This window comes from Providencia sp. PROV202 (genome assembly GCF_028479565.1).
Lineage (GTDB): Bacteria > Pseudomonadota > Gammaproteobacteria > Enterobacterales > Enterobacteriaceae > Providencia > Providencia zhijiangensis.
The window spans coordinates 1-25,610 of sequence record NZ_JAMPNV010000012.1 but is presented as its reverse complement, the minus strand read 5'-3'; the positions used below and the strand labels follow the sequence as shown (position 1 = coordinate 25,610).

The following is a 25,610-nucleotide window of genomic DNA, read 5'->3' as shown; positions in this document are numbered from 1 at the left end:
TCGCTTCAGCCTAATAATGCTGATATAACATTGTCTAGATATATGGAACAATATGGCGATAAATATCACTATTTTCGAGAGGAATAAAAAATGGAAGCACGCGTAAAGTGGGTTGAAGGGCTCTCTTTTCTAGGTGAGTCGGCATCAGGTCATCAAATTATGATGGATGGTAATGCGGGCGATAAAGCACCAAGTCCGATGGAAATGGTTCTAATGGCGGCAGGCGGATGCAGTGCGATTGATGTGGTTTCTATTTTACAAAAAGGTCGTCAGGATATTGTTGATTGTGAAGTGAAGTTAACTTCACAGCGTCGTGAAGAAGCCCCGCGTTATTTTACGGATATCAACCTACATTTTATTGTGACGGGACGTGAACTAACGGACAAAGTAGTGGAGCGTGCGGTTCAACTTTCTGCAGAAAAATATTGTTCCGTTGCTATCATGTTAGAAAAAACAGTTAACGTGACTCATAGCTTCGAAATTAAAACGCCGTAATTGTTTTCTTGCTATTAAGATGCTTATCGACAATTAAGATAAGCATCTTGTTATTTATCTCTTTAATGAGAATCTCAAACTACCCATTTCGCTGTTTCATTAATTTTTCCACTAATGGCATCATAATAAGTTCCATCGCGAGTCCTAATTTCCCACCGGGTACCACAATGGTATTCATCGCTGAAATAAACGAGCCATTTAACATGGATAATAAATAAGGGAAATCGATCTGCTCTAATCCTCTAAAGCGAATAACGATAAAACTTTCGTCCTGTGAAGGTATTGCTTTGGCAGAGAAAGGGTTAGAGGTGTCAACGGTAGGAACCCGCTGGAAGTTAATATGAGTACGGGAAAACTGCGGCGTAATATAGTTAATATAGTCACCCATCGAACGGACAACGGAATCCATCACCGCTTCACGGGAATGTCCTCGCTCGGTGGTATCGCGGATGAGTTTTTGGATCCATTCAAGGTTAACAATCGGCACCACACCGACAAGTAAATCAACATGTTGTGCAACATCGTGCTCTGGGGTAACTACTCCGCCATGTAATCCTTCATAAAACAGCACATCGGTATTGGCTGGTAGCGATTCCCACGGGGTAAACGTACCGGGTTGCAGACCATAGGGCACCGCTTCATCGTAAGTATGTAAATATTTTCGAGATTGACCGCTGCCAGTTTTAGCATAGTCAATTAGCGTCTGTTCAAGTAGAGAAAAATCGTTGGCCTCAGGGCCGAAATAACTGATATGGCGCCCTTGCTCGCGGGCTTTACGAATAGCCATATCCATTTCAGGGCGGGTATAACGGTGAAAACTATCGCCCTCAAGGGTGGCTGGGCGGATATTTAATTGATGGAAAATTTTACGAAAAGCTTGGCTCGTTGAGGTTGTTCCTGCGCCACTCGAACCCGTCACTGCAATAATCGGATGCTTCTTCGACATAGTGGACTCCCTGTTTTACGCCATGACCACTATTTTTGAGAAACAGCGCTACGGGCGAAACTGGTTATTAGGCATGAAATTTACCGATTCATGTAACTCAGACCAGACTAGCACAATTTCGCCAGAAACTAACTGCCGTTTCACATCATTCACTTTGTCCTGCAAGCTTTTTTCGTGAACGCCGTAATCGGTTCCTTCGCGTAAAACATAACTCTCGATAAGGTTTTCGAGCGTTTCAGGAGCGAGATCTTTCCACGGAATAATCATGATTTTTGCTCATTCAAATACGCTGTTAGCCACAGAGGAATACGAGTTTCTAACCACATTTGTGGCTTTCTAAAACTACCGCCGACAAAGCCGACGTGTCCACCATGTTCCGTCATTTGGTATTCAATATTTTCAGGTAAATGACTTAAATCAGGCACGACTTCGGGCGCCATAAACGGGTCGTCTTTTGCGTGAATAATCAGGGTTGGCTTAGTAATCTGAGATAACTTAGGTAGTGCGCTGCATTTTTGATAATAATCCGCAGCATCATCAAAACCATGAATACGCGCGGTGATCACATCATCAAATTCACGAATGCGTTTTAACTGTTTAAGCTGCAACAAATTAAGAGGGAGTGAACCAGGGTAGCGTACCAGTTTGCGGGTGGCGTTACGTTTCAACCCATTTAATAGGTAGCGTTGATAGAGCTGAGAAATTCCTTTCTCCATTTTCATGGAGCAGGCTTCGAGCATTAATGGAGCTGAGACAACAACGCCGGCATCTAATTCAGCTTTCTCACCATTTTCAGCTAAATAACAGGCTAGCATATTACCGCCAAGGGAATAACCTACAGCAGCAGTTGGTGCTTCCCCCCATGTCTGTTTTAGCCAATGTAAGAAATAACGTGCATCACTAGTTTCACCAGAATGGTAAATACGTTTTTGACGGTTAGGTTCACCGCTGCATCCTCTAAAATGCATGATCACGCCGAGCCACCCTTGCTTTTGGGCGCTTTCTAACATCCCGTGGGCATAGGGGCTTTTAAAATTTCCTTCCAACCCATGAAAAATCACTAAACGAGGTTTTTTGCTCGCTTTTTCTGGATTTTCACTCCAAGCAAGATCGATAAAATCACCGTCAGGCAATTCTAATCGCTGCCATGTTGGGATAATTTTCGGGGTACGGCGAAAGATCCTTGGCAATAAGGTTTGGAGATGAGGGTTTTTTGCCCAACTCATAGGGCGGAAATTTTCTGACATGGCCTTATTTTTTATTTAGTGGAACGCTTGTGAGTCACATAACATACTGTTATTTTTCTGCGATGCAAGTAAACAAACTTAGAAACAAATTTAGGTTGAGGAACATAGTATAAATGACTCTGGGGCTAATTTTTTCGCTTTTTACGTTTTTATTCATTGCAGCAGTCACACCCGGCCCTAACAACATGTTGTTGACCTCTTGTGCAGCTAACTACGGTTTTCGTCGCAGTATCGGATTATTATTAGGAATTATGCTGGGCATGCAGTCAATTTTATATTTGTCTGCGTTCGGTGTTGCCGCGCTATTACTATTATATCCTGCAATTCATATTGTGCTGAAAATCATTGGTAGCGTTTATTTATTATGGCTAGCATGGAAAACCGCTACCGCCAGCTACGAGCCACTCAAAACAGACAGCAAAGCCTCTAAAAGCGTCACTTGGTTTCAAGGCGGACTATTGCAGTTCTTAAATCCGAAAGCATGGATGATGGGGTTAGGGGCGGTAGGGAGTTTTAGTCTTCCAGGCGAGTTATTTACTCAGTCCATCATTGTAATGAGCATCGCTTTTGTGATTGTGAATTTTGTCGCAGGCTTGATTTGGATGGGCTTCGGTTCTTTGATTGGGGTTTTCTTACGTAGCCGCCGTGCATGGTTTATTTTCAACCTAGTGATGGGGATACTGACCGCCGCGTGTGTGCCATTAATTTGGTTGGAGTAACGTCTCAATAAATTAAGTGGGTAGGGATACAGAGACGGTGCTCTCCTTATGACGCTGAAAGATGTAAGCCGACGAACACAATATGAAAGTAACAAAAAAGGCACCTTAGGTGCCTTTTTTGTTTTTCAATCCACGTTATCCTCTAGTCTAAATCGACATTTTTACTACCGAACAGGTAGGTGAAAATAAACCCGCACAGATAAGAGACTAAGACACCGCCTGCATACACCGCCATTGCAGGAAGCACGCCTTGGTCTGACGTCATCAGTGGAATAGCGATTAATCCTGAAGGGCCGAATACGGTATTTAACCCTACAGGTAGACCCATCCACGCGATGGCACCGATAAAGAAACCACCGGCCGCGCCCCCTAAACAGGCGGTCACAAACGGTTTCACTCGTGGTAACGTCACCCCGTAAATCAATGGTTCACCAATACCTAAGAAGCCGGGGAAGAGTGCACCACCAATTTGGCTGCGGGTAACAGAGCCTTTCTTCGCCTTCACATACAGTGCCAGTGCCGCACCCACTTGACCTGCACCTGCCATCGCTAAGATTGGGAATAACGAGTTAAACCCTTGCGCTTCAACTAACGCGACATACACCGGAATAAAGCCTTGATGGACACCGAACATTACCGCAATCAGGAACAGACCCGCTAAGACGGCTGTGCCGATAGGGTTTCCGTTTAAGTGCATGAATAGCCAAGACATTCCTTCGAATAACCAAACGCCAATAGGCATGATGAAGACAAAGGTTGCAGCGCCGACGATTAACAGCGTAATGGTTGAGGTTAAAATAATATCCAAACTAGCCGGAATGATTTTACGCACTTGTTTTTCAACCCAAGCACCAAAAATACAGGCAATTAGGATCCCGATAATGTTGCCTCTCGGGTCAATATACCAACCAAAGAAGTCTGTCATACCGGAATAGAAGCCTTTAGTGGCCGCCGGGTCGTAACCTAAAATAAACAGCGCAGCGATAATGGCACCGTTAACGCCACTTCCCCCAAACGCTTTTTGGGCGTTATAACCAATCAACAATCCCATAAAGGTGAATAACCCTTTACCGAATACACTCATATACGCAATTAAGCTTTTGAGGTGGGCAAGCTGGGTTGAATCCGCAGGGAATAAGTTTTGGTTCGCTGATAATAATGTGAGTAATGAGGCCAAGCCCATTAAGAGACCCGCGCCGATAAAGCCCGGAATTAATGGGGTAAAAATAGTCGCAAATTTAGATAAAAAGCGATGAACGGCGCTGGTTTGTTTTTTCTTCAGCTGCTGTTTATTGGCTGAAGCAATCTCTTTCAGATCTTGGGTCGCAGCAGAGTCATGGGCATCATCCGCTTCGCCATTTTCTAACATTTGCTTCATTAAATCCGCGGCGGCTTGGGCTTTTCCTGGGCCCAAAACAATTTGCAGCTGGTCGTCACTTTCAATTACGCCCAGTACGCCGGGGATTTTTTTGATTTCGGTTTTATCGATAAACTGGTCATCATGTAAGGTAAGCCGTAAACGCGTCATGCAGTTACCGCACTGCTTAATATTGCGACCGCCACCCACGTGTTGCAGGATCTGCTGTATCATTTCATTTGTTATTTTAGCCATACTGTTTCTCTCATAGAGATCCGCCGATTAGACGGATTTTGCGATGTTGAGGGCAGTGCGAATAAAGCCATGATTTTTAGCGAGCAATTGACGAGCTTCATCAGCATTTAAGCCAGATAAAATCATCAAGATCGCTGTTTTACAGTGTCTATCACATTGTTGTAATGCAGATTCTGCGCTTTGGCGGTCGCATTCGGTTGCTTCCATCACAATCTTAGTCTGGCGCTCAATGAGCTTAGCGTTAGTCGCTTCCACATCGACCATTAAATTGCCAAAGACTTTGCCGATGCGGATCATCGCCCCAGTGGTGATCATATTTAAAATCAGTTTCTGTGCGGTTCCCGCTTTCATGCGCGAAGAGCCGGTGACAACTTCAGCGCCCACAATCGGGGTGATAGCAATGTCAGCGGCTTGAGAAACAGGGCTATCAGGGTTACAGCTAATTGAGGCAACGGTTGCACCTAAGGAATGTGCATATTTCATGGCACCTAGAACATAAGGCGTGCGGCCACTGGCGGCGATCCCAACTAGAATATCTTTTTGATTGAAATCGATATTCTTTAAGTCTTGCTCCCCTAATTCGGGTTTATCTTCCGCATTTTCAACGGCACGGAAGATTGCTTGGTGACCACCGGCAATCAGCCCAATCACTTGTTCATGTGGGGTTCCATAGGTAGGAGGGCACTCACTGGCATCGAGGATCCCTAAACGTCCCGAAGTACCCGCACCGGAATAAATTAGACGACCACCTTGTTGGAAAGCTGCCGCAACTTTATCGACCAATTGTGCAATTTGCGGTAAGGTTTTTTCGACAGCCAAAGGGACTTTTTTATCTTCATTGTTGATGACTTGCAGCATTTCAATGGTAGATAATTGGTCAATGTGGGTGCTGGCTTCGTTACGGCTTTCCGTGACCATCTTGCTTAAATCAATCGACATAGTAATAACTCCTTAAACGTATCATGAGGGGTATGCTATGGAATTATTTATTCCTTTGATGTGATAATCATCACGGTGCTATCTATTCTCCCTTGTCAATATAAGCGAATAAATTTGGTTGTTTATTGCCCTATAAATTAATAGTGATTTGAATTTTAATAATTAATTACCAAGCATTGAGTTCTTATTAAAGGAATAATTTATTTGTAAATTTATTCTGTCGATGAAGGTTTATCTTCTTGAGGGCTACTATGACGTTACTCGATACCATCACGTACCTATTACCGCGACTTGCGGAAAATCAACGTAAAATTGCACAATTTATCTTAGAAAGTCCGGAAAATGTGCTGAAACTATCATCTTCACAGTTAGCGGAGCAATTGGGGATCAGCCAATCCGCTATAGTGAAGTTTAGTCAAAAGCTAGGTGTAAAGGGGTACCCCGCGCTGAAATTGGCGCTAAGTGAAATCATTGGTCGCCAACAGCAAGAGTTGGGGGAGCCTCACCGCGCGTTGCATAACCGTATTACGCAAACGGATAGCTTGATGGTGGTCGCGCAGAAGCTGGCATTAGAGAAAAATTATTCCATCACAGAAACCACAAAACGTCTTGATTTCAAACAGTTTGAAAAAATCATTCAGCGCATAGATAGCGCACAACGCGTGCAAATTGTTGGGATTGGCGGCTCAGGACTCACTGCGAAAGATTTAAGTTATAAGCTTCAGAAAATCGGCATTACCACGCTCGTGGAGCCGGATCATCACGTTCAAATTGCGGCCGCATTAACCTTGACGCCGAAAGATGTGCAAATCGTGATTTCCTTCTCTGGAAAGCGCAAAGATATGCTCACTGCCGCCAATATCGGGCATCAAAATGGTGCTTGTGTTATCGCTATTACGCGCTCGAAAGAGTCTCCACTCGCTCAAATGTCAGACTATATGTTGGAAAGTGTGGCAGAAGAAAACGAATGGCGCAGCTCATCAATTTCTTCAAGAACGGCACAAAATACCCTGACCGATTTACTGTTCATGGCGTTGTTACAAAAACGGGAAGATAAAGCGAAAGCATTGGTGATGAATGCCAAAGTGATGATTAATAAACTTGACGAATAACTATTAATACCCCGATAACTTTGCAAAATAATCTTATCTGCGTTAAGACTAAAGGAGGCATTATTTCGCTTAAAACAATTCATTGAGGGAGAGTCCATGAGGGCATTGATCGTTTATACCGAGCTAACAGATGAAGATTCTGTGATCAGCCATGCGGTTGCACGGCTGGCAAGCGAACTGAATGACGAACACGTCGAAACGGTCATTATCCGTGATTTTGAAGACGGTCTTGCCTATATTCGCTCAAACACCAGCATTGACTGCTTGCTTTACGGGCGAGATATGTCCGATAAAGAAGAGCAAGCCCAAGCACATCGGCTAATTACCCAGCTTCATCGCCGCCAAGAAGATGTACCCGTTTTTCTCTTGAGTGATCGTGAAGAAGCCTTAGTGGCATTTGATAGAAAAATGATGGAGCAGGTGGATGAGTTTGCATGGATTTTAGAGGATTCGGCGGACTTTATTGCCGGACGCGTTCTCGCTGCTATCATCCGTTACCGTGCGCAGTTACTCCCGCCATTAATGAAAAGTTTAATTAAATACAGTGATGTACACGAACATTCATGGGCAGCGCCGGGACACCAAGGGGGTGTCGGCTTTACCAAAACGCCCGCTGGGCGTATTTATCACGACTTTTTTGGTGAAAATTTATTCCGTACAGATATCGGCATCGAGCGAGTTGCTGTGGGTTCGTTGCTCGATCACACTGGGGCATTTGGGGAGTGCGAGAAAAACGCGGCTCGGATTTTTGGTGCTGACCAATCCTATTCCGTTGTGGTCGGGACTTCGGGCTCGAACCGTACCATTATGCAAGCTTGTATGACGGACGACGACGTGGTGGTCATTGACCGAAACTGCCATAAATCCATCGAACAAGGCTTGATTTTAACGGGAGCAAAACCTGTTTATATGGTCCCGAGTCGTAACCGCTATGGGATTATTGGACCGATTTACCCAACAGAAATGTCCCCTGAGGCCATTCAGAAAAAGATCGCCGACAATCCATTTACCGCTGATAAAATCGGTAAAAAGCCGGCGTATAGCGTGGTTACAAACTGCACTTATGATGGTGTTTGCTACAACGCGCGTAAAGTGCAAAATCTATTGGATAAATCCCTCGATAGAATTCATTTTGATGAGGCATGGTACGGTTACGCGCGATTTAACCCGATTTACCGTGACCATTTCGCGATGCGTGATGAAGAGCGCAAAGAGGATGACCCTACCATTTTCGCGACTCACTCAACCCATAAATTATTGAATGCGTTGTCGCAAGCCTCGTTTATTCATGTGCGAAATGGACGTAACGCTATTGATTTTAATCGTTTTAATCAAGCCTATCACATGCATGCAACCACCTCGCCGCTGTATGCCATTTGCGCCTCAAACGATATTGCGGCAGATATGATGGATGGGAATAGCGGGCGCTCATTAACGGATGAAGTGATCCGCGAAGCCATCGACTTTCGTCAATCACTCGGCTATCTGTACAAAGAGTTCCAAAATGATGGCGAGTGGTTTTTCAAACCGTGGAATCAGGAAACGGTGAAGGATCCTGCAACTGGCGAGCGCTACGATTTTGAGTTTGCGCCTGTTGAATTGCTGATGAAAGAGCAAAGCTGTTGGGTAATGAACCCTGAAGATACGTGGCATGGTTTCAAAAATATTCCCGCAGATTGGGCGATGTTAGACCCTATCAAAGTGAGTATTTTGGCGCCAGGAATGGGGGACGATGGCAAGCTGCTCGATTCCGGTGTCCCTGCGGCGCTCGTGACCGCATGGCTAAATCATTATGGTATTGTGCCGACCCGTACTACCGATTTCCAAATTATGTTCCTGTTTTCTATGGGGATCACTAAAGGGAAATGGGGCACATTAGTTAATGCATTGCTCTCCTTTAAACGCCACTACGATGCCAACACGCAGCTGAAAAAAGTGTTACCTGAAGTGGTGGAAGTCGCGCCTGAAATTTATGGTGAGATGGGGCTGAGAGACTTGGGGGATAAGATGTTTGCTTACTTGCAGCGCAATAATCCGGGTAGCCAGCTGAATCAAGCCTATTCAGAGTTACCCAATGTCATGATGAGTCCACGTGATGCCTATCAACAGATTGTTGCGAACCGCGTTGAAGCTGTGCCGTTAGATAAGCTGGCTGGGCGTATTGCAGCGAACTCGATTATTCCTTATCCACCGGGGATCCCAATGTTGTTATCCGGCGAAAGCTTTGGCGAAACCAACAGCCCGCATATTGGTTATTTACGCAGTTTACAAGCGTGGGATAGCGAGTTTCCGGGCTTTGAACATGAAACGGAAGGTACAGAAAAAATTAATGGCGAATACCATGTGATGTGCGTGAAAGTTCGATAGTGAGAATGTAATTAAATTTAGGGCTTAATACCGAAAATAGATCCTTATCAGGGATTAGCTAAGGATCTATTGTACCTTTCTGCCGGTTACTATGAGCGGAATTAACGCCTTATCTGGTGTGAGAATGTGTGGTTAATTAATGGAATGATTGGGATTTTTTGTTTATTAAAATAATCTTTATCTTCAATAAAACCTAATTGATGACAATATTGAGAAGCGTAGCCACTGACTAACAGTTTCCAGTTAAATTTAAAATCAGGATAGGTTTTCTTGGCAATTTTATAAATACTGGTCGTGCAGTTATTCCACATAGAATGATATTTTTCATTGGTCTCTTTGAGCTGATTAAGTTTACTCATATAATTGAGAAACAGTTCGGTAATAAGTGGCTTATCTAAATTTAAGGGATAAATATAGACCTGCTCATTGCGTAAATTAACGCGAGTACCAATTAAATCCTGCTCATCAGCGACCACATAGATAATATCGTAGTTATAGAAAAAACCCTTCCAAACCGAAAATTGTTGATGTGTTTTTCGCCTTGTCTCGATAGAGAAAGAGACATAGTCCCCATTGGTAAAACCGAAGCTCAGAAAGACATGGGCTATCATTTTACCAGACCAGTGGGATTGAACTAAGTCTACGCTTTGCAAGTTAGACAGGTTGTAATGCTTTGTATCCCAAGTGTATTCATTCTTATCGGCAAACTGAAAAGAGCGAAAATTATGAATGGCGACGTCCGAAGTTTCGTGATTAAAATCCATATGGGATTTATAGCGATACTCGGTTCTCCACTCATTTTGAGGTAATAGATTGCTCATCTACACGCTACATTTTTAATAAAACAGACATGGCGCGGGAATAATCTAAAACAATGCCCGGTGTCCACGTCATTATACTTGCATGTTTTCTGAGTTGGGACATGACCCAAAGCTCAGGGCTAAAGAGCAATTTAAGTAGCAGCATGAAGCCGCCTTTTTTCTCAGTAAAATATCCCTCGGTACTTTTTATTAGCGCCAAAGAAACGACGGTTGAACAATTGCGATTCGTTAAATTATAAGTCGTGTCTTTACTGTACTCTTGCCAGAATGCGTCTAATTTTTCTTTGCTGATCCCTTCAATGGTTAATTTGAAGTTTGATGGCGGCGCAATTTTCATTTCATCAAGATAGCTGATTTGAAAAACTCCCGTGTCATTGTTTTCCTCGGTGGATTTTAATATCTGCAAAAATTGCGCTGTATCGCGGTCGATATCTTTCTCTGGGTAGTGGCTGATATATATTTCATCCAGTTCAAAAGCCACATGCCCCGTACTAATCACGCCCAATGAATTACGGGAAACAATATAACGTTGGATAATTTTAAAAAATAACGGCAGTTGCCCGGTCGTTGTCCATACGTGTAAGGTGCCGCGTTCTCTGTTTGAAGCGTCATTATTGCGATTGCGTGTAAATACCATCTGGTTAACATTGGAAATTTGGCTGCTCACAACAAAGTAGTAAACAAAGAATGAATCGAGGGAGAAGATCATAATCAGCGTGCCGACATCCCAATAAACTTGGCGAGAGGAATAGTCAAAAGACCAAGGAATGAAATTCCATAAACCTAATAAAAATTCAATAATGGAGACAGTGAACATCAACTTCCAGCGTTCAAATTTTAAAACCACGCTATTGGACATTTTCCAGATAGCACTGACCATGAGATATAAGCCAGTAATAAATCCAGAGAGAACCGTTTCCCATGCATGTATTTTAGAAAATAAGACAATGTAGACCATAAAAAGTAGCACTAATCCGCGGCTGATCCGCAGCCCTCGGGTAGCACCTTGGCAATACATCGCGCAGACAAACGAGCGAATAGCTTCCAATAAAATTGGAATACAGAGGAAAATCATAAACTCATGGGGATCAGCAAAAAAAGGTAATAGAAAAAAGCAGGCACCAATCAGAACACCAAATAGTGTGAGCGCCAGAATAAACCAGAAATATTTTTTCGCTGTGTCTCTGCCATAGAGCATCGTAATGATATAAATCATGCTGCACCAACCATAGAATCTTGATAAGTGCTAATGCCTTATCTTTATAGGTTTTTATTTTTAATTTGTAGGATTGGCTTCATTATAATGGGGATATTTAAGCGACAAAATAGATGGCAATTTGTGCGTTTTGTAGTGATTTTAATTCATTGAAGAATAAGCGTTATTTTTAGTGTTACACTTTGGTTGTGTGGCTGCAACTGCTTTAGGTTAACGATATGTTAATATTTAATTCTGTTAATAACACGTCAACGCTTCGGATTATGTTTTAAAGAAACCATAAATAAGATTTTTATGTGTAATTAAATTCTTAAACTTAAAAGTTCTAATTATGATTATCTCTTTTGGTCATTTATTGAAATAACCCTTTATTAGTTTGATCTTAATAAAGGGTTATTATTGAAGAACGATTACGAATTAACCCGCTTCAAACTCATTGGTCATGGTTTCTAACTGCTCTTGCAGATCCATCCATTCCATTTCAACGTCTTCAAGGGCTGATTTATGCTCAGTCTGCTTTTTCAAACAGTCAGTCAGCTCCGCTTTTTTATCTTGCTCATAAATGGCGGCATCGGATAACTTCGCCTCTAACTCCGCTAAGGATACAGAGTGTTTTTCCATTTTCTTTTCCAACTCCGTGATTTTTTTACGGATAGGTTGGGTTAGTTGACGGAATTCGGCTTCGCGGCGTTTTTGGTCTTTTCTATCTTGCGCCGTCATGGTTGACGTACTGGCTGGCTTTTCTTTATCAAGCAGATCACGAGCTTGTTGTAGCTCCATTTTGTTCTGCTCAGCTAACCATTGTTGGTAATCTTCGAGGTCACCATCAAATTGCTCCACTTTTCCGCCATGAACCAGATACAGCTCATCCGTGGTGGTGCGCAGTAAGTGTCTATCATGGGAAACCACAACCAATGCGCCTTCGAAAGCCATTAACGCTTCGGTTAGTGCTTGGCGCATATCCAAATCTAAGTGGTTGGTTGGCTCATCGAGTAACAGTAAGTTAGGGCGCTGCCAGACAATCAGAGCTAATACTAAGCGGGCTTTTTCCCCACCAGAGAAACGTCCACTAGGATCCGTCACTTGGTCGCCTTTAAAACCAAAGCCGCCAAGGTAATCACGTAATTGCTGTTCAGTTTGTTCAGGTGCAAGGCGAGCAAGATGCTGTAGCGGGGATTCATCCGCATGCAAATATTCTAATTGATGCTGGGCGAAATACCCCAGTTTGATCCCTTTGGCGAGTGAGATTTCACCGTGTAATGGTGGTAAGTCACCTGCTAGCATTTTGATTAGTGTGGATTTACCGGCACCATTTCGTCCCAGTAACCCAATGCGAGAACCCGGAACTAAATTCAATTTGATGGATTCCAGCACCACTTTTTCACCGTAACCTGCACTGACTTTTTCCATTTTTAATAATGGATTCGGCAGGCTTTCCGGTTGACGGAATGAGAAATGGAATGGGTTATCCACATGGGCAGGGGCGACCATCTCCATGCGTTCGAGCATTTTAATTCGGCTTTGTGCCTGTTTTGCCTTGGTGGCTTGCACTCTAAAGCGGTCAATATAGCTTTGTAAGTGAGCGGCTTTAGCTTGTTGGCTCTCATATAAAGCTTGTTGCTGAGCGAGTTTAGTCGCACGTTGGCGTTCGAATGAAGAGTAGTTGCCCGTGTATTCGAACATGGTTTCTTGTTCGATATGCAGCACTTTGTCGATGATTGGGTCGAGGAAGTCCCTATCATGGGAAATCAAAATCAGCGTGCCAGAATAGCTTTTAAGCCATTTTTCCAGCCAAATCACCGCATCTAAATCTAAATGGTTCGTCGGTTCATCGAGAAGTAATAAATCGGAACGGCACAGTAGGGCTTGTGCAAGGTTCAGGCGCATACGCCATCCACCGGAAAATGATTTTACCGGAGACTGTAGCTGTGCTTGGCTAAAGCCAAGACCATGTAGCAAGCTCGCTGCACGGGACTGAATTGTCCACGCATCAATGGCATCTAATTGCCCATGAATGACGGCAATAGCATGACCGTCATTTTTTTCGTTCGCCTGTTGGAGCTTATGTTCTAAGGCGCGAAACTCACGATCACCATCAATGACATACTCAATACAAGGCACATCAAGGGCTGGAGTTTCTTGGTTCACCCACGCCATAGACCAATTGCTTGGAAAGGTTGCTGATCCTGCTTCCGCCTGCAATTCACCCTTTAACAGTGCCAGCAATGTGGATTTTCCGCAGCCGTTTTTACCCACTAACCCGACTTTTTGCCCCGGATTGATAGTCGCAGTTGCATTGTCCAGCAGAACACGTACACCTCGGCGAATTTGTAATGAAGAGAAAACAATCATAGAAACCGTCTATTGAAAATATGTTAAATTATTGAGTTAGATATATTCGAATAATAAAGTTATTACTGAAATATATTAAGCTTAAAGTACATTTAGCAGGCTGCATGGTAACGGAAAATTATCCGCCTGACACGCCTTTGAGGAGGGAAAGATGTCAATTACGCCAAAAGTGCTCGTGGTCTACGCTCACCCAGACCCCCATGAATCTGTTGCTAATCGTCTGTTGTTAAATGCAGTGCGCGATTTTGACAATGTCACTATCCACGATTTATACGCAACATATCCCGATTATTTTATTGATGTCACCGCAGAACAAAAGCTGCTTTGCCAGCATGATGTCATTGTATTTCAGCACCCGCTGTATACTTATAGTTGCCCCGCGCTATTAAAAGAGTGGTTTGACCAAGTTCTGACTCGCCGATTTGCCACAGACCAAGGATACCAAAAACTGAAAGGCAAATATTGGCGCTCGATTATCACCACGGGGGAGCCAGAAGAAGCTTACCAGTATGGTGGCTATAATCGTTATCCATTATCCGAAATTCTTCGTCCATTTGAATTGACCTCATTAATGTGTGATATGCACTGGATAGAACCAAATATTATCTATTCTGCCCGTCGGCAGAGCCCACAACAGTTACAGCAAATGGTTGAAGAGTATAAGCAATGGATGAGACAACCCCTCAATACAGGAGATATTTCAAATGGATGAGTTAAATCTATTTGAGTCGGTGATCATATTTTTATGCGCTGGTGTGGTGATGGTGCCGATTGCCCAAAAAATTCGTCTGGGGGCGGTGCTAGGGTATTTACTGGCAGGGATTGCGATTGGCCCATTTGTATTAGGCTTTATTCGCAATGTGGATGACATTCTGCACTTCTCGGAGCTGGGTGTTGTCTTCTTAATGTTTTTGATTGGGTTGGAACTGAAACCTTCGAAATTGTGGGAGCTGCGCCGATCGATTTTTGGTGTCGGTACCATTCAAGTGGTTGTAACCGCAGCTTTGATGGCTGGGATCTTGATTCTAGCTCAGTTTTCTTGGCAGGCAGCTGTGGTTGGCGGGCTGGGAATGGCGATGTCCTCAACGGCTATGGCGCTGCAATTAATGAATGAAAAAGGGATGTCCAACCAAGAAAGTGGGCAGCTCGGTTTTTCTGTTTTACTGTTCCAAGATATGGCGGTAATCCCGATTATGGCACTGATCCCGCTGTTGGCAGGGGATACGGGAAGCAGCGATTGGTACAAAATTGGATTGAAAGTGGTGGCGTTTGCGGGGCTATGGATTGTCGGGCGTTATTTATTACGTCCACTCTTTAGGCTCGCAGCGAAATCGGGTGTTCATGAAATTTTTACCGCAGCGGCGTTGTTAGTCGTACTGGGTTCCGCGTTGATTATGGAAAGCCTTGGCTTCTCAATGGCGTTGGGTACGTTTATGGCGGGGGTGATGCTCGCTGAGACGGAATTTCGTCATGAACTTGAGATTAATATTGAACCGTTTAAAGGCTTGCTGCTAGGGCTGTTTTTCATCTCCGTCGGTATGTCATTAAATTTACAAGTATTGTGGGCTTATCTCCCTCAAGTTTTACTGGCAGTTTTGGTGCTGGTCGCCGTGAAAGCGCTTGTCTTATATGTATTGGGATTTGTGGCGCGTTTACGCACAGGTGCTCGAGCGCAATTCTCTGGGGTGCTTAGCCAAGGTGGCGAGTTCGCCTTTGTCATTTATGCCACGGCATTCGGTGCTAGCGTGATTGATGAAAGGCAAATGGATTTATTGTTGGTCGTGGTGACGCTATCGATGATGACAACACCACTTGTGATGCAGTTGATAGATGCGTATCTCAACCGCCGTTATAATCAGCCAGCAACCTCTACCGAAAAACCGTTTGTGGAAGACACCAATCCTCACGTTATTTTAGTGGGATTTGGGCGAATGGGGCAGGTGGTTGGTCGTCTATTGATGGCGAACAAAGTGAATATTACGGTGCTTGAACAAGATGTTACCGCGATTAGTACCATGCGCCGCTACGGTTACACCGTCTATTATGGGGATGCGCGAGAACTACAACTTCTACGCTCAGCGGGAGCGGATAAAGCCAAAGCGATTGTGATCACCAGCAACGTTCCTGAAGAAGTGATGGAAATTGTGCGTATTTGCCAAGAAAACTTCCCGAATTTGCATATTATTGCGCGTGCAAAAGGGCGCTTAGAAGCTCACGAATTACTGCACAGCGGCGTGACGGATTTTAGCCGTGAAACCTTCTCAAGCGCGTTAGAAATGGGAAGCAAAGCACTGATTAGCACCGGAATGCATCCACACAAAGCTTATCGAGCGAAACAGCATTTCCGTCGGCTTGATATGCGTATGCTGCGGGATATTATTCCTGAAAATGAGAACAGCGATAGCGGGCAAATTTCGCGTATTAAAGAGGCGCGGCGTGAACTCAACGAACTTTTTGAAAAAGAGATGCAAAGAGAAAATCGCCAACCGCATGGCTGGAATAACGAACAGTAAGGTAGAAAAATGGCAGCAACACGTAAACGTTTTATTGCTGGGGCAACCTGCCCTAAATGCAAGTCTCAAGACACCTTAATGATGTGGCGAGAAGATAAAATTGATGTGGTTGAATGTGTGAATTGTGGGGATCAACAACGTCAAGCTGAAGGCGATGCAACTGAGCATGTGAGAAAGCAAGAACAAGTTATTGGAATTTTTACGCCAGAATAAGAGAATTTTGTCAATTCTCAATACAGCACAATTGTTTTCCGGTACAATTGGCAAAAATTTTTCCCTTACGGGTCGTAGGAGATGTCATGAAAGTAGCAAAAGACTTGGTTGTAAGCCTCGCTTACCAAGTAAGAACAGAAGACGGTGTTTTAGTTGATGAGTCCCCGGCGAATGCGCCAATGGACTATCTGCATGGCCGTGGTTCTTTAATTTCTGGTCTGGAAAAAGCATTAGAAGGTCGCGCAGTTGGCGAACATTTCGATGTTGAAGTCGCTTCAGACGATGCATATGGTCAATACGATGACAACTTAGTTCAACGCGTACCGAAAGATGTATTCATGGGCGTTGACGAGCTGGAAGTGGGTATGCGTTTCTTAGCGGACACTGACATGGGTCCAGTTCCTGTTGAAATCACAGGCATCGAAGGCGATGAAGTTATCGTTGATGGTAACCATATGTTAGCAGGTCAAAACCTGAAATTTAATGTTGAAGTCATGGCTATCCGTGAAGCAACTGAAGAAGAAATCGCACATGGCCACGTCCATGGTGCTGATGGTCACGACCACGACCATGACCACGAAGGTGGTTGCTGTGGCGGTGGCGGTCATAGCCACGGTTCAGAAGGTGGTTGCTGTGGTGGTGGCGAAGGTCAAGGTCACGGACACAAGCATGGTGGTTGCGGTTGCCACTAATCTCTAAAAAAGAGATTTAATAAAAAGCGAACTAGCTTTTTATTTCGAATGTAGGCTCAACATTTTTATGTTGGGCTTTTTTTTACTCAAAATTCAGTCTCAAGCATTCACTGTTATTAAATTTAATAATTACTGAAATTTATTGTAAATCAATTGGTTATTTTTCTAGCTTATAATTTCCATGATTTTTATCGAGATTAATTTCTTCGTTTATCTCGTGTCATAGTCTCAATTATCTAGGAAAATCATTATGGGAATGCCCTCTATTTATCCTACAAAAACAACAATTTATAAACCAGATAAAGCCTGGAATGGTTATACATTATTTTCAGTGGCTAATAAGGGCGCTGTGCTTATTGATATGAATGGCAATGAAGTTCATGTTTGGCAGGACAGTGATGGAGTGCCTTGTAAAATGTTACTCCGAGGCAATCTGCTGAGTTATGAACGGTCAAAAGAAGGTGATAAATATCGCGAATATACTCGGTTGGTCCAGCGGGATTGGGACAATAACGAAGTTTGGTCATTTGATCGTGTCGAATTATTGACGGATGATGTTGGGGAACAATATTGGTCTGCAAGAGCCCATCATGATTTTCAACGGGAAGGAAACCCCGTCGGGTATTATACGCCTGATTTGATATCCCCTATCTATGAAGGGAAAACATTATTACTTTGCCATCGAAATATTCAAAATCCTCAAATATCTGATAAGCCATTACTGGATGACGTCTTTGTTGAGATTAATTGGCAGGGAGATATTGTATGGACCTGGGCGCTCAGTGATCACTTTTCAGAGCTCGGTTTTTCTGAAACCGCAAAGAATGTCTTTTATCGTAATCCTAATCTCATATCTGATGGTGTGGGGGATTATTTACATATCAATAGCCTATCTCGGCTTGGTCCCAACAAACATTATGATAATGGCAATACTCATTTTCATCCTGAGAATATGATATGGAGCTCTCGGGAAACGAATATTATTGGAATTACCAGCCGTGAAACTGGAAAGATTGTATGGCAAATTGGACCTGATTATACCCATGACAATGTTAAGCATTTAGGGGGGATTATTGGTCAACATCATGCCCATCTTATTCCTCAAGGGTTACCGGGGGCTGGGAATATTTTACTGTTTGATAATGGCTGGCAAGCAGGCTATGGGCAAGCTACGCCAACATCGCTTTATGGATTAAAAAATGCGAGTCGTGACTATTCTCGAGTCTTGGAGATAGACCCTATCAGCTTAGGTATTGTTTGGCAGCATTCTGCAAACGAGCAGGGATTTAAAATGCCGACGAATCGTTTTCGATTTTTTAGTCCGCATGTTAGCAGCGCACAACGACTCCTCAATGGTAATACATTGATTACAGAGGGCGCGGATGGGCGAATTATTGAAGTTACTAAGGAAAATAAAATTGCTTGGGAATATATTTCCCCCTATACCGATGAACAATACGCATGGGATAACATGATCTATCGGGCTTATCGAGTTCCCTATGAATGGGTGCCTCAATTGGATAAGCCCGAAGAGATGGCATTGCCTGATATTGATATCTCCCAATTTCATATCAGGGGGAAAAGCTGAGAGACTAATAATGGGGAGGGGGAGTCTCTTCTTCAGGACGAGCTAGGTGAGATGATTGCGACGCTTTCAATCTTTCCGCAACGATACGCAAATGTTCCTGCATTTTTGACAGCTGCATTTGTTGTTCTGTAATCACTTGGTTAAGCTGTTCAATAGTCAATTCTTGGAAAGCAACTTTGCTTTCTAAAAGTTCTAAACGCTGTTCAAAATTGTCTGATGAATCCATTTTAGACTCTCCTTATGGGTTCCCATCATGAAAAAAACATCATAATAACCGAACATTACAAATCAACAGATAAGTTTTATTTAAAGGTGTAGGCGTCGAAACCTCTTTTTGTTAATGTGGTCTAAGATATTCTTATATTTTTTGTGTTAACTGACAGCTTGTTTTTTAAGATAAGGAACAGCTATCAATAAAAATGAGCCGTATGGCTCGAATAATAGCTATCGGAGATTAGGATGAAATCACTGTTTAAGGCAAGTCTATTAGCAACAACATTAGCATTCGCTTTTACTGCCCCACAAGTTATGGCGGAAGAAGCAAAAACACAAGCGAGCGCTTTCAAAAATGCAGAAGAGCGTAACGCATATGCATTAGGTGCCTCTTTAGGTCGCTACATGCAAAATTCTTTAGAAGAACAAAAATCGATCGGTATTAATTTGGACAAAGCCCAATTACTGGCTGGTGTTCAAGATGCATTCAACGGCAAAAGCAAAATGACTGATGCACAAGTTGAAGAAACATTACGTCAATTCGAAGGACAAGTGAAAAAAGCAGCTGAAGATAAAATTAAAGCTGAATCAGTAGCTAACGTGAAGAAAGGTGATGAATATCGCGAGAAATTTGCAAAAGAAAAGGGCGTAGTGAAAACTAAGTCTGGCCTACTGTACAAAATTGAAAAAGACGGTACTGGCGCCAAACCTAAAGAAGACGAAACCGTTGTTGTTCACTATAAAGGCTCTTTAGTTGATGGCACTGAATTCGATAGCTCTTATTCTCGTAACGAGCCACTGACTATCCCATTAAACTCAGTGATCAAAGGCTGGACTGAAGGTTTATCTAACCTGAAGAAAGGTGGCAAGATGACATTAGTTATCCCACCAGAATTAGCTTACGGTGAAAACGGCGTTCCAGGTATCCCAGCAAATTCAACGCTGATCTTTGATGTTGAATTATTAGATATCAAACCTGCTGCAAAATAAGATTTCACAGCATTAAAAACAAAAAAGCTCAGATTCGTTCTGAGCTTTTTTCATTGGGTTACGCAATTCAATGCTAAAAAAGCAGAGTTGTGTCATTCTCGATTAAAAATTTACATTTAAAAATCTTATATTCTTTAAAACTTGTGATAAAACATACTCTCTTGCATTCATTCGCTTGACGGCAACGCCTTGGAGTTTTAACTTCAATAGATTCGTTTTTATTTTTAATCATCACATCCGTTGACTATGTACGATAAAGTGAAGGCAAATGAGTCGAATAATGAATGCCTCATTGGTTGACGTGATGAATTTTATACACTTTAGAAGGATGCCGTTGAAATGTCTGATGCATTACAATCCCAAGACCTCAGTGATATTAATATTCTTGATAACCAGCCGTTTACTGAGACTGACCACGAAATTTTAAAATCATATGAAGCTGCGGTTGACGGGCTCGCTATGCTAATCGGTGAGCATTGTGAAATTGTTCTTCACTCTTTAGAAGACCTCAAATGTTCAGCAGTGAGAATAGCGAATGGTCAGCATACAGGGCGTAAAATTGGCTCCCCTATCACTGACTTAGCATTAAGAATGCTGCATGACATGGCGGATGCGGAATCCAATGTCTCTAAAGCGTATTTTACGAAAGCGAAAAGCGGCGACTTAATGAAGTCTGTGACGATTGCGATTCGTAACCGTAAGCAACGTGTTATTGGCTTACTGTGTATCAACATGAACTTGGATGTGCCATTCTCTGAAATCATTAAGTCTTTTGTGCCGGAAGAAAAGCAAGAAGTGACTTCCGATGTGAACTTTGCATCTTCAGTTGATGACTTAGTCGCACAAACATTGGAATACACCATCGAAGAAGTTAGCAATGACCGTAATGTTTCTAACAACGCGAAAAATAAACAAGTGGTTCTGAACCTGTACGAAAAAGGGATCTTTGATATCAAAGATGCTATCAACCAAGTGGCTGATCGTCTGAATATTTCCAAGCACACTGTCTATTTATATATCCGCCAATTTAAGAGTGGTGAATGAGTAAAACAACCCCGCTAACCTATTGTTTGTTAGTGACAGGCCCTGCATACGGCACTTCACAATCAGCAAGTGCCTATCAATTTGCCAAGGCCCTTCTTAAAGAGGGGCATCTATTGAAGACGGTGTTTTTCTATCAAGATGGCGTTCTGAATGGCAATGCTTTAACTTCCCCTGCGAATGATGAATTTGACCTGGTCAAAGCATGGCGCCAGCTGGCACAAGAGTCGGGCTGTGAAATGAATATCTGCGTTGCAGCAGGATTACGTCGTGGTATTACAGATGAAGAGCAAGCTAACGCGCTATCGCTATCTGCCTATAACTTATCTGAAAGTTTTACCATGAGCGGTTTAGGAAGTCTGGCTGAATCCATGTTAACGACTGACCGCACAATCCAGTTTTAAACCTGAACATCATGAACCACGTCACTCTATAAGATATAAGATAAGGTCTCTTGTGAAGAAAATAGCCTTTGTTTTTACGACTATGCCACATGGTAGTGCCAGTGGGCGCGAAGGACTGGATGCGTTATTAGCGACCTCAGCACTGACTGAGGAAATCAATGTATTCTTTCTTTCTGATGGCGTATGCCAATTACTCGCTCATCAGCAGCCTAAAGAAATTTTAGCTCGGGACTATATTGCGACGTTCAAAATTTTACCTCTCTATGACATTGAAAACATTTACCTATGTTCAGAGTCATTAAAGGAAAGAGGCCTTAGCCAGCAAAATGAGTGGATTGTGACGCCTGAATTTTTAACACCCCAGCAGATCCAAGAGCAGTTATCTGCCTGTGATGTTGTGCTGAAATTTTGATCTTGTGTTCAAAATTTGATCTTGTATTCGGATTTTGATCTATAGTAGGATCCTGCCTATGCTATACACCCTAGCCACTTCTCCATTTAAATGTGATTTTTCCGCGCTACTGCGTTTAATCACCAATGAAGACGCTATATTGCTTTTCCAAGATGGTGTGATTGCCGCTGTCTCACAATCCAAATATCTTGCGGAACTACAAAATAGCGGTGCCCAAATCTATGCCTTGGATGCAGATATTGACGCCCGAGGGCTACAAGATCAGGTAGCTGATGGCGTTTCTATCATCTCATATCAAGGTTTTGTAAAGCTAACTGAAGCTCATAAGCAACATTTTGCCTTATAAAGTCACTAAAAGTTGTATATTTCTTGACACCTGAGCCAGTCGGCAATAAAATTTCGCGTCCTCGTGTATCGTCATGTTGGCGAACGAGGTCAAAATCCGTGTTTACGAAGCAAAAAAACCAGGAGCTTTTTTAATAATGGCAACTATTAATCAGCTGGTACGCAAATCTCGTAGCTCGAAAGTTGTGAAAAGCAACGTTCCAGCACTGGAAGCTTGCCCGCAAAAACGTGGCGTATGTACTCGTGTATATACTACCACTCCTAAAAAACCAAACTCAGCATTACGTAAAGTATGCCGTGTTCGTTTAACTAACGGTTTCGAAGTATCTTCCTACATCGGTGGTGAAGGCCACAACTTGCAGGAACACTCCGTAATCCTGATCCGTGGCGGTCGTGTTAAAGACTTGCCAGGTGTGCGTTATCACACCGTTCGCGGCGCACTGGACTGTTCTGGTGTTAAAGACCGTAAGCAAGCTCGTTCTAAATACGGCGCGAAGAAACCTAAGGCTTAATGGATTTCCGTTAAGTAAGGCCAAACATTTTTAATCTTAATGTCAAAATACTCTCGTAGAGTTTTGGACAAACCTGAATTAACAACGGAGTCATATCCATGCCACGTCGTCGCGTAATTGGTCAACGTAAAATTCTTCCAGATCCTAAGTTCGGATCAGAATTACTGGCCAAATTTGTAAATATCCTGATGGTAGACGGGAAAAAATCTACTGCTGAAGCAATCGTATATAACGCACTTGAGCTCCTTGCTCAGCGTTCTGGTAAAACTGAACTTGACGCATTCGAATTAGCACTTGATAACGTGCGTCCGACTGTGGAAGTTAAATCCCGCCGTGTTGGTGGTTCAACTTACCAAGTTCCAGTTGAAGTTCGCCCGGTTCGTCGTAATGCCCTGGCAATGCGTTGGATCGTTGATGCTGCTCGTAAACGCGGTGATAAATCTATGGCGCTTCGCCTGGCAAACGAATTATCAGACGCTGCTGAGAACAAAGGTTCATCTGTTAAGAAACGTGAAGACGTTCACCGTATGGCAGAAGCTAACAAGGCGTTCGCACACTACCGTTGGTAATCTCTTACCAATCTTAGTGATGTATCTCAGGGTAGCTTTTAGCTGCCCTTTATATGAAGAATTGAACGCCCACGAGAGAGGAAAAAATGGCTCGTCAAACGCCCATAGCACGCTATCGTAACATCGGTATCAGTGCACACATCGACGCCGGTAAAACCACAACTTCTGAACGTATTCTGTTCTATACTGGTGTAAACCATAAGATCGGTGAAACCCACGAAGGTTCTGCAACAATGGACTGGATGGAGCAGGAGCAAGAGCGTGGTATTACTATCACTTCAGCTGCGACTACTGCATTCTGGTCTGGTATGGCTAAGCAGTATGAACCACACCGTATCAACATCATCGACACCCCGGGACACGTTGACTTCACAATCGAAGTAGAACGTTCTATGCGTGTTCTTGATGGCGCGGTAATGGTTTACTGTGCGGTTGGTGGTGTTCAGCCACAGTCTGAAACTGTATGGCGTCAGGCTAACAAATATAAAGTTCCACGTATCGCGTTCGTTAACAAAATGGACCGTATGGGTGCGAACTTCTTACGTGTTGTTGAGCAGTTAAAAACTCGTTTAGCAGCTACTGCAGTTCCACTGCAATTACCAGTTGGCGCAGAAGAGTCGTTCACTGGTGTTGTTGACTTGCTGAAAATGAAAGCAATCAAATGGAACGATGAAGACCAAGGCGTTACCTTCGAATACGAAGATATCCCTGCGGACATGCAAGAGCTGGCTGAAGAGTGGCACAACAACCTGATCGAATCCGCTGCAGAAGCATCAGAAGAACTGATGGAAAAATATCTGGGCGGTGAAGAACTGACTGAAGCAGAAATCAAAGGTGCTTTACGTCAACGTGTTCTTGCTAGCGAAATTATCCTGGTTACCTGTGGTTCTGCATTTAAGAACAAAGGTGTTCAGGCGATGCTGGATGCGGTCGTGGATTACTTACCAGCTCCTACAGATGTACCGGCAATTAACGGTATTCTGGACGATGGTAAAGATACTCCAGCTGAACGTCATGCAAGTGACGAAGAGCCGTTCTCATCTTTAGCATTTAAAATTGCAACTGACCCATTCGTTGGTAACCTGACATTCTTCCGTGTTTACTCCGGTGTTGTTAACTCAGGTGATACCGTTCTGAACGCTGTTAAAGCGAAGAAAGAGCGTTTTGGTCGTATCGTTCAGATGCACGCTAACAAGCGTGAAGAGATTAAAGAAGTTCGCGCTGGTGACATCGCGGCTGCTATCGGTCTGAAAGACGTAACTACAGGTGATACTTTATGTGCAGTTGATGCACCAATCATCCTGGAGCGTATGGAATTCCCAGAGCCAGTAATCTCTGTTGCAATCGAACCAAAAACTAAAGCTGACCAAGAAAAAATGGGTATCGCATTAGGCCGTCTGGCTCAAGAAGACCCATCATTCCGCGTATCAAGTGATGAAGAGACTAATCAGACTATCATCGCTGGTATGGGTGAATTGCACTTGGACGTTCTGGTTGACCGTATGCGTCGTGAATTCAAAGTTGAAGCGAACGTTGGTAAACCACAAGTAGCTTACCGCGAAGCAATCACTGCTAAAGTGACTGACATCGAAGGTAAACACGCGAAACAGTCTGGTGGTCGTGGTCAGTACGGTCATGTCGTTATCGATATGTACCCACTGGACAAGAAAGACAAAGATGGTCTGCCAATGGACTACGAATTTGTCAACGAAATCAAAGGTGGTGTAATCCCTACGGAATACATTCCTGCGGTTGACAAAGGTCTGCAAGAGCAGCTTAAGTCTGGTCCATTAGCTGGTTATCCAGTAGTTAACATGGGTGTTCGTCTGCATTTCGGTTCTTACCATGATGTTGACTCCTCTGAATTGGCGTTTAAATTGGCAGCATCGCTGGCATTTAAAGACGGCTTCAAAAAAGCGAAACCAGTTCTGCTTGAGCCAATCATGAAAGTTGAAGTGGAAACTCCAGAAGACTACATGGGCGATGTAATTGGTGACCTGAACCGTCGTCGTGGTATGATTGAAGGTATGGATGACTTACCTACTGGTAAAGTTGTTCGTGCACAAGTACCATTGTCCGAAATGTTCGGTTATGCTACTGACCTGCGTTCTCAGACACAAGGTCGTGCTTCATACTCTATGGAGTTCCTGAAGTACAATGAAGCGCCAAACAACGTTGCACAAGCTGTAATCGAAGCTCGTAACGCTAGATAATCGATTTTTATCGATTTAACTACTTTAATTTAAGTTCCTTCTTTATCGTGAAGAGGGAACTCCATAAGGAATAGAGTCG

The 25,610-nt window shown here is 43.3% G+C and carries 26 protein-coding genes; 17 read left to right on the top strand and 9 right to left on the bottom strand.

Annotated features, from left to right (window positions below):
* Positions 1–90: 90 nt before the first annotated feature.
* The gene (locus PR799_RS09175; protein ID WP_154626510.1) at positions 91–495 is read left to right on the top strand and encodes an OsmC family protein; all 405 of its coding nucleotides are present in this window, start codon (positions 91–93) and stop codon (positions 493–495) included.
* 79 nt (positions 496–574) lie between these two features.
* Here PR799_RS09175 and PR799_RS09170 read toward each other — a convergent pair whose 3' ends face one another.
* Genes PR799_RS09170 through PR799_RS09160 form a run of 3 tightly spaced genes read right to left on the bottom strand, consistent with a single transcriptional unit; the run spans position 575 to position 2,688 of the window.
* Entirely contained in the window at positions 575–1,441 is an 867-nt protein-coding gene (locus PR799_RS09170) for a phosphoribulokinase (RefSeq protein ID WP_154626512.1), read from the bottom strand.
* Positions 1,442–1,489: 48 nt separating this feature from the next.
* The gene (locus PR799_RS09165) at positions 1,490–1,708 is read right to left on the bottom strand and encodes a YheU family protein (protein WP_108478754.1); all 219 of its coding nucleotides are present in this window, start codon (positions 1,706–1,708) and stop codon (positions 1,490–1,492) included.
* Entirely contained in the window at positions 1,705–2,688 is a 984-nt protein-coding gene (locus PR799_RS09160) for a hydrolase (RefSeq protein WP_154626514.1), read from the bottom strand. Before PR799_RS09160 ends, PR799_RS09165 begins: the two co-directional genes overlap by 4 nt.
* Positions 2,689–2,801: 113 nt before the next feature.
* Here PR799_RS09160 and PR799_RS09155 point away from each other — a divergent pair, with 113 nt between their 5' ends.
* A complete protein-coding gene (locus tag PR799_RS09155; RefSeq protein ID WP_108478756.1) occupies positions 2,802–3,407 on the top strand; it encodes a LysE family translocator in 606 nt (201 codons plus the stop codon).
* 142 nt (positions 3,408–3,549) lie between these two features.
* Here the strand turns inward: PR799_RS09155 and murP are convergent, their stop codons facing one another.
* Both murP and murQ read right to left on the bottom strand, forming a co-directional pair.
* The gene (gene murP, locus PR799_RS09150; RefSeq protein ID WP_154626516.1) at positions 3,550–5,019 is read right to left on the bottom strand and encodes a PTS N-acetylmuramic acid transporter subunit IIBC; all 1,470 of its coding nucleotides are present in this window, start codon (positions 5,017–5,019) and stop codon (positions 3,550–3,552) included.
* A gap of 27 nt (positions 5,020–5,046) precedes the next feature.
* A complete protein-coding gene (gene murQ / locus PR799_RS09145) occupies positions 5,047–5,958 on the bottom strand; it encodes an N-acetylmuramic acid 6-phosphate etherase (protein WP_154626518.1) in 912 nt (303 codons plus the stop codon).
* A gap of 251 nt (positions 5,959–6,209) precedes the next feature.
* On the opposite strand from murQ, the gene PR799_RS09140 reads away from it, so the two are divergent.
* Entirely contained in the window at positions 6,210–7,070 is an 861-nt protein-coding gene (locus PR799_RS09140) for a MurR/RpiR family transcriptional regulator (RefSeq protein WP_154626520.1), read from the top strand.
* A gap of 96 nt (positions 7,071–7,166) precedes the next feature.
* Positions 7,167–9,437, top strand: a complete 2,271-nt coding sequence (gene adiA / locus PR799_RS09135; RefSeq protein ID WP_272521793.1) for an arginine decarboxylase — start codon at positions 7,167–7,169, stop codon at positions 9,435–9,437.
* A gap of 101 nt (positions 9,438–9,538) precedes the next feature.
* Here the strand turns inward: adiA and PR799_RS09130 are convergent, their stop codons facing one another.
* From PR799_RS09130 to PR799_RS09120, 3 genes are all read right to left on the bottom strand, one after another.
* Positions 9,539–10,258 carry an Lnb N-terminal periplasmic domain-containing protein gene (locus tag PR799_RS09130; RefSeq protein WP_272521792.1) on the bottom strand — a complete coding sequence of 240 codons (720 nt, stop codon included), beginning with the start codon at positions 10,256–10,258 and terminating at the stop codon, positions 9,539–9,541.
* Between the two features lie 7 nt (positions 10,259–10,265).
* Positions 10,266–11,474, bottom strand: a complete 1,209-nt coding sequence (locus PR799_RS09125; protein ID WP_272521791.1) for a peptidase — start codon at positions 11,472–11,474, stop codon at positions 10,266–10,268.
* Positions 11,475–11,891: 417 nt separating this feature from the next.
* On the bottom strand, positions 11,892–13,826 hold the full coding sequence (locus tag PR799_RS09120; RefSeq protein ID WP_272521790.1) for an ABC transporter ATP-binding protein: 1,935 nt from the start codon (positions 13,824–13,826) through the stop codon (positions 11,892–11,894).
* Between the two features lie 151 nt (positions 13,827–13,977).
* On the opposite strand from PR799_RS09120, the gene kefG reads away from it, so the two are divergent.
* The 5 genes from kefG (at position 13,978) to PR799_RS09095 (ending at position 18,832) form a co-directional block, all read left to right on the top strand.
* A complete protein-coding gene (gene kefG / locus PR799_RS09115) occupies positions 13,978–14,538 on the top strand; it encodes a glutathione-regulated potassium-efflux system ancillary protein KefG (RefSeq protein ID WP_272521789.1) in 561 nt (186 codons plus the stop codon).
* The gene (kefB, locus tag PR799_RS09110) at positions 14,531–16,339 is read left to right on the top strand and encodes a glutathione-regulated potassium-efflux system protein KefB (protein WP_154626528.1); all 1,809 of its coding nucleotides are present in this window, start codon (positions 14,531–14,533) and stop codon (positions 16,337–16,339) included. Before kefG ends, kefB begins: the two co-directional genes overlap by 8 nt.
* A 9-nt stretch (positions 16,340–16,348) precedes the next feature.
* Positions 16,349–16,552 carry a YheV family putative zinc ribbon protein gene (locus tag PR799_RS09105; protein ID WP_036948717.1) on the top strand — a complete coding sequence of 68 codons (204 nt, stop codon included), beginning with the start codon at positions 16,349–16,351 and terminating at the stop codon, positions 16,550–16,552.
* A gap of 86 nt (positions 16,553–16,638) precedes the next feature.
* Positions 16,639–17,244, top strand: a complete 606-nt coding sequence (gene slyD, locus PR799_RS09100; protein WP_154602334.1) for a peptidylprolyl isomerase — start codon at positions 16,639–16,641, stop codon at positions 17,242–17,244.
* Between the two features lie 250 nt (positions 17,245–17,494).
* Positions 17,495–18,832, top strand: a complete 1,338-nt coding sequence (locus PR799_RS09095; protein WP_272521788.1) for an arylsulfotransferase family protein — start codon at positions 17,495–17,497, stop codon at positions 18,830–18,832.
* Positions 18,833–18,836: 4 nt separating this feature from the next.
* Here PR799_RS09095 and PR799_RS09090 read toward each other — a convergent pair whose 3' ends face one another.
* The gene (locus PR799_RS09090) at positions 18,837–19,058 is read right to left on the bottom strand and encodes a SlyX family protein (protein WP_036948724.1); all 222 of its coding nucleotides are present in this window, start codon (positions 19,056–19,058) and stop codon (positions 18,837–18,839) included.
* 233 nt (positions 19,059–19,291) lie between these two features.
* Between PR799_RS09090 and fkpA the strand changes: the two genes are divergently transcribed.
* The 8 genes from fkpA (at position 19,292) to fusA (ending at position 25,531) form a co-directional block, all read left to right on the top strand.
* On the top strand, positions 19,292–20,035 hold the full coding sequence (gene fkpA, locus PR799_RS09085; protein ID WP_154602336.1) for an FKBP-type peptidyl-prolyl cis-trans isomerase: 744 nt from the start codon (positions 19,292–19,294) through the stop codon (positions 20,033–20,035).
* 339 nt (positions 20,036–20,374) lie between these two features.
* Entirely contained in the window at positions 20,375–21,079 is a 705-nt protein-coding gene (locus PR799_RS09080) for a helix-turn-helix transcriptional regulator (RefSeq protein WP_036948726.1), read from the top strand.
* Positions 21,076–21,480, top strand: coding sequence for a sulfurtransferase complex subunit TusD (tusD, locus tag PR799_RS09075; protein ID WP_154626532.1), 405 nt, complete (start codon positions 21,076–21,078; stop codon positions 21,478–21,480). The genes PR799_RS09080 and tusD overlap by 4 nt, the downstream gene beginning before the upstream one ends.
* 52 nt (positions 21,481–21,532) lie before the next feature.
* Positions 21,533–21,892, top strand: a complete 360-nt coding sequence (tusC, locus tag PR799_RS09070) for a sulfurtransferase complex subunit TusC (protein ID WP_272521787.1) — start codon at positions 21,533–21,535, stop codon at positions 21,890–21,892.
* 58 nt (positions 21,893–21,950) lie between these two features.
* Positions 21,951–22,238 (top strand): sulfurtransferase complex subunit TusB, encoded by a 288-nt coding sequence (gene tusB, locus PR799_RS09065; protein WP_154602338.1) that lies wholly within the window; start codon positions 21,951–21,953, stop codon positions 22,236–22,238.
* A 136-nt stretch (positions 22,239–22,374) separates the two neighbouring features.
* Complete coding sequence (rpsL, locus tag PR799_RS09060; protein WP_004265905.1) at positions 22,375–22,749, top strand: 30S ribosomal protein S12; 375 nt, start codon at positions 22,375–22,377, stop codon at positions 22,747–22,749.
* Positions 22,750–22,847: 98 nt separating this feature from the next.
* On the top strand, positions 22,848–23,318 hold the full coding sequence (gene rpsG, locus PR799_RS09055; protein ID WP_006813694.1) for a 30S ribosomal protein S7: 471 nt from the start codon (positions 22,848–22,850) through the stop codon (positions 23,316–23,318).
* 86 nt (positions 23,319–23,404) lie between these two features.
* A complete protein-coding gene (gene fusA, locus PR799_RS09050; protein WP_154602339.1) occupies positions 23,405–25,531 on the top strand; it encodes an elongation factor G in 2,127 nt (708 codons plus the stop codon).
* Positions 25,532–25,610: the final 79 nt, after the last annotated feature.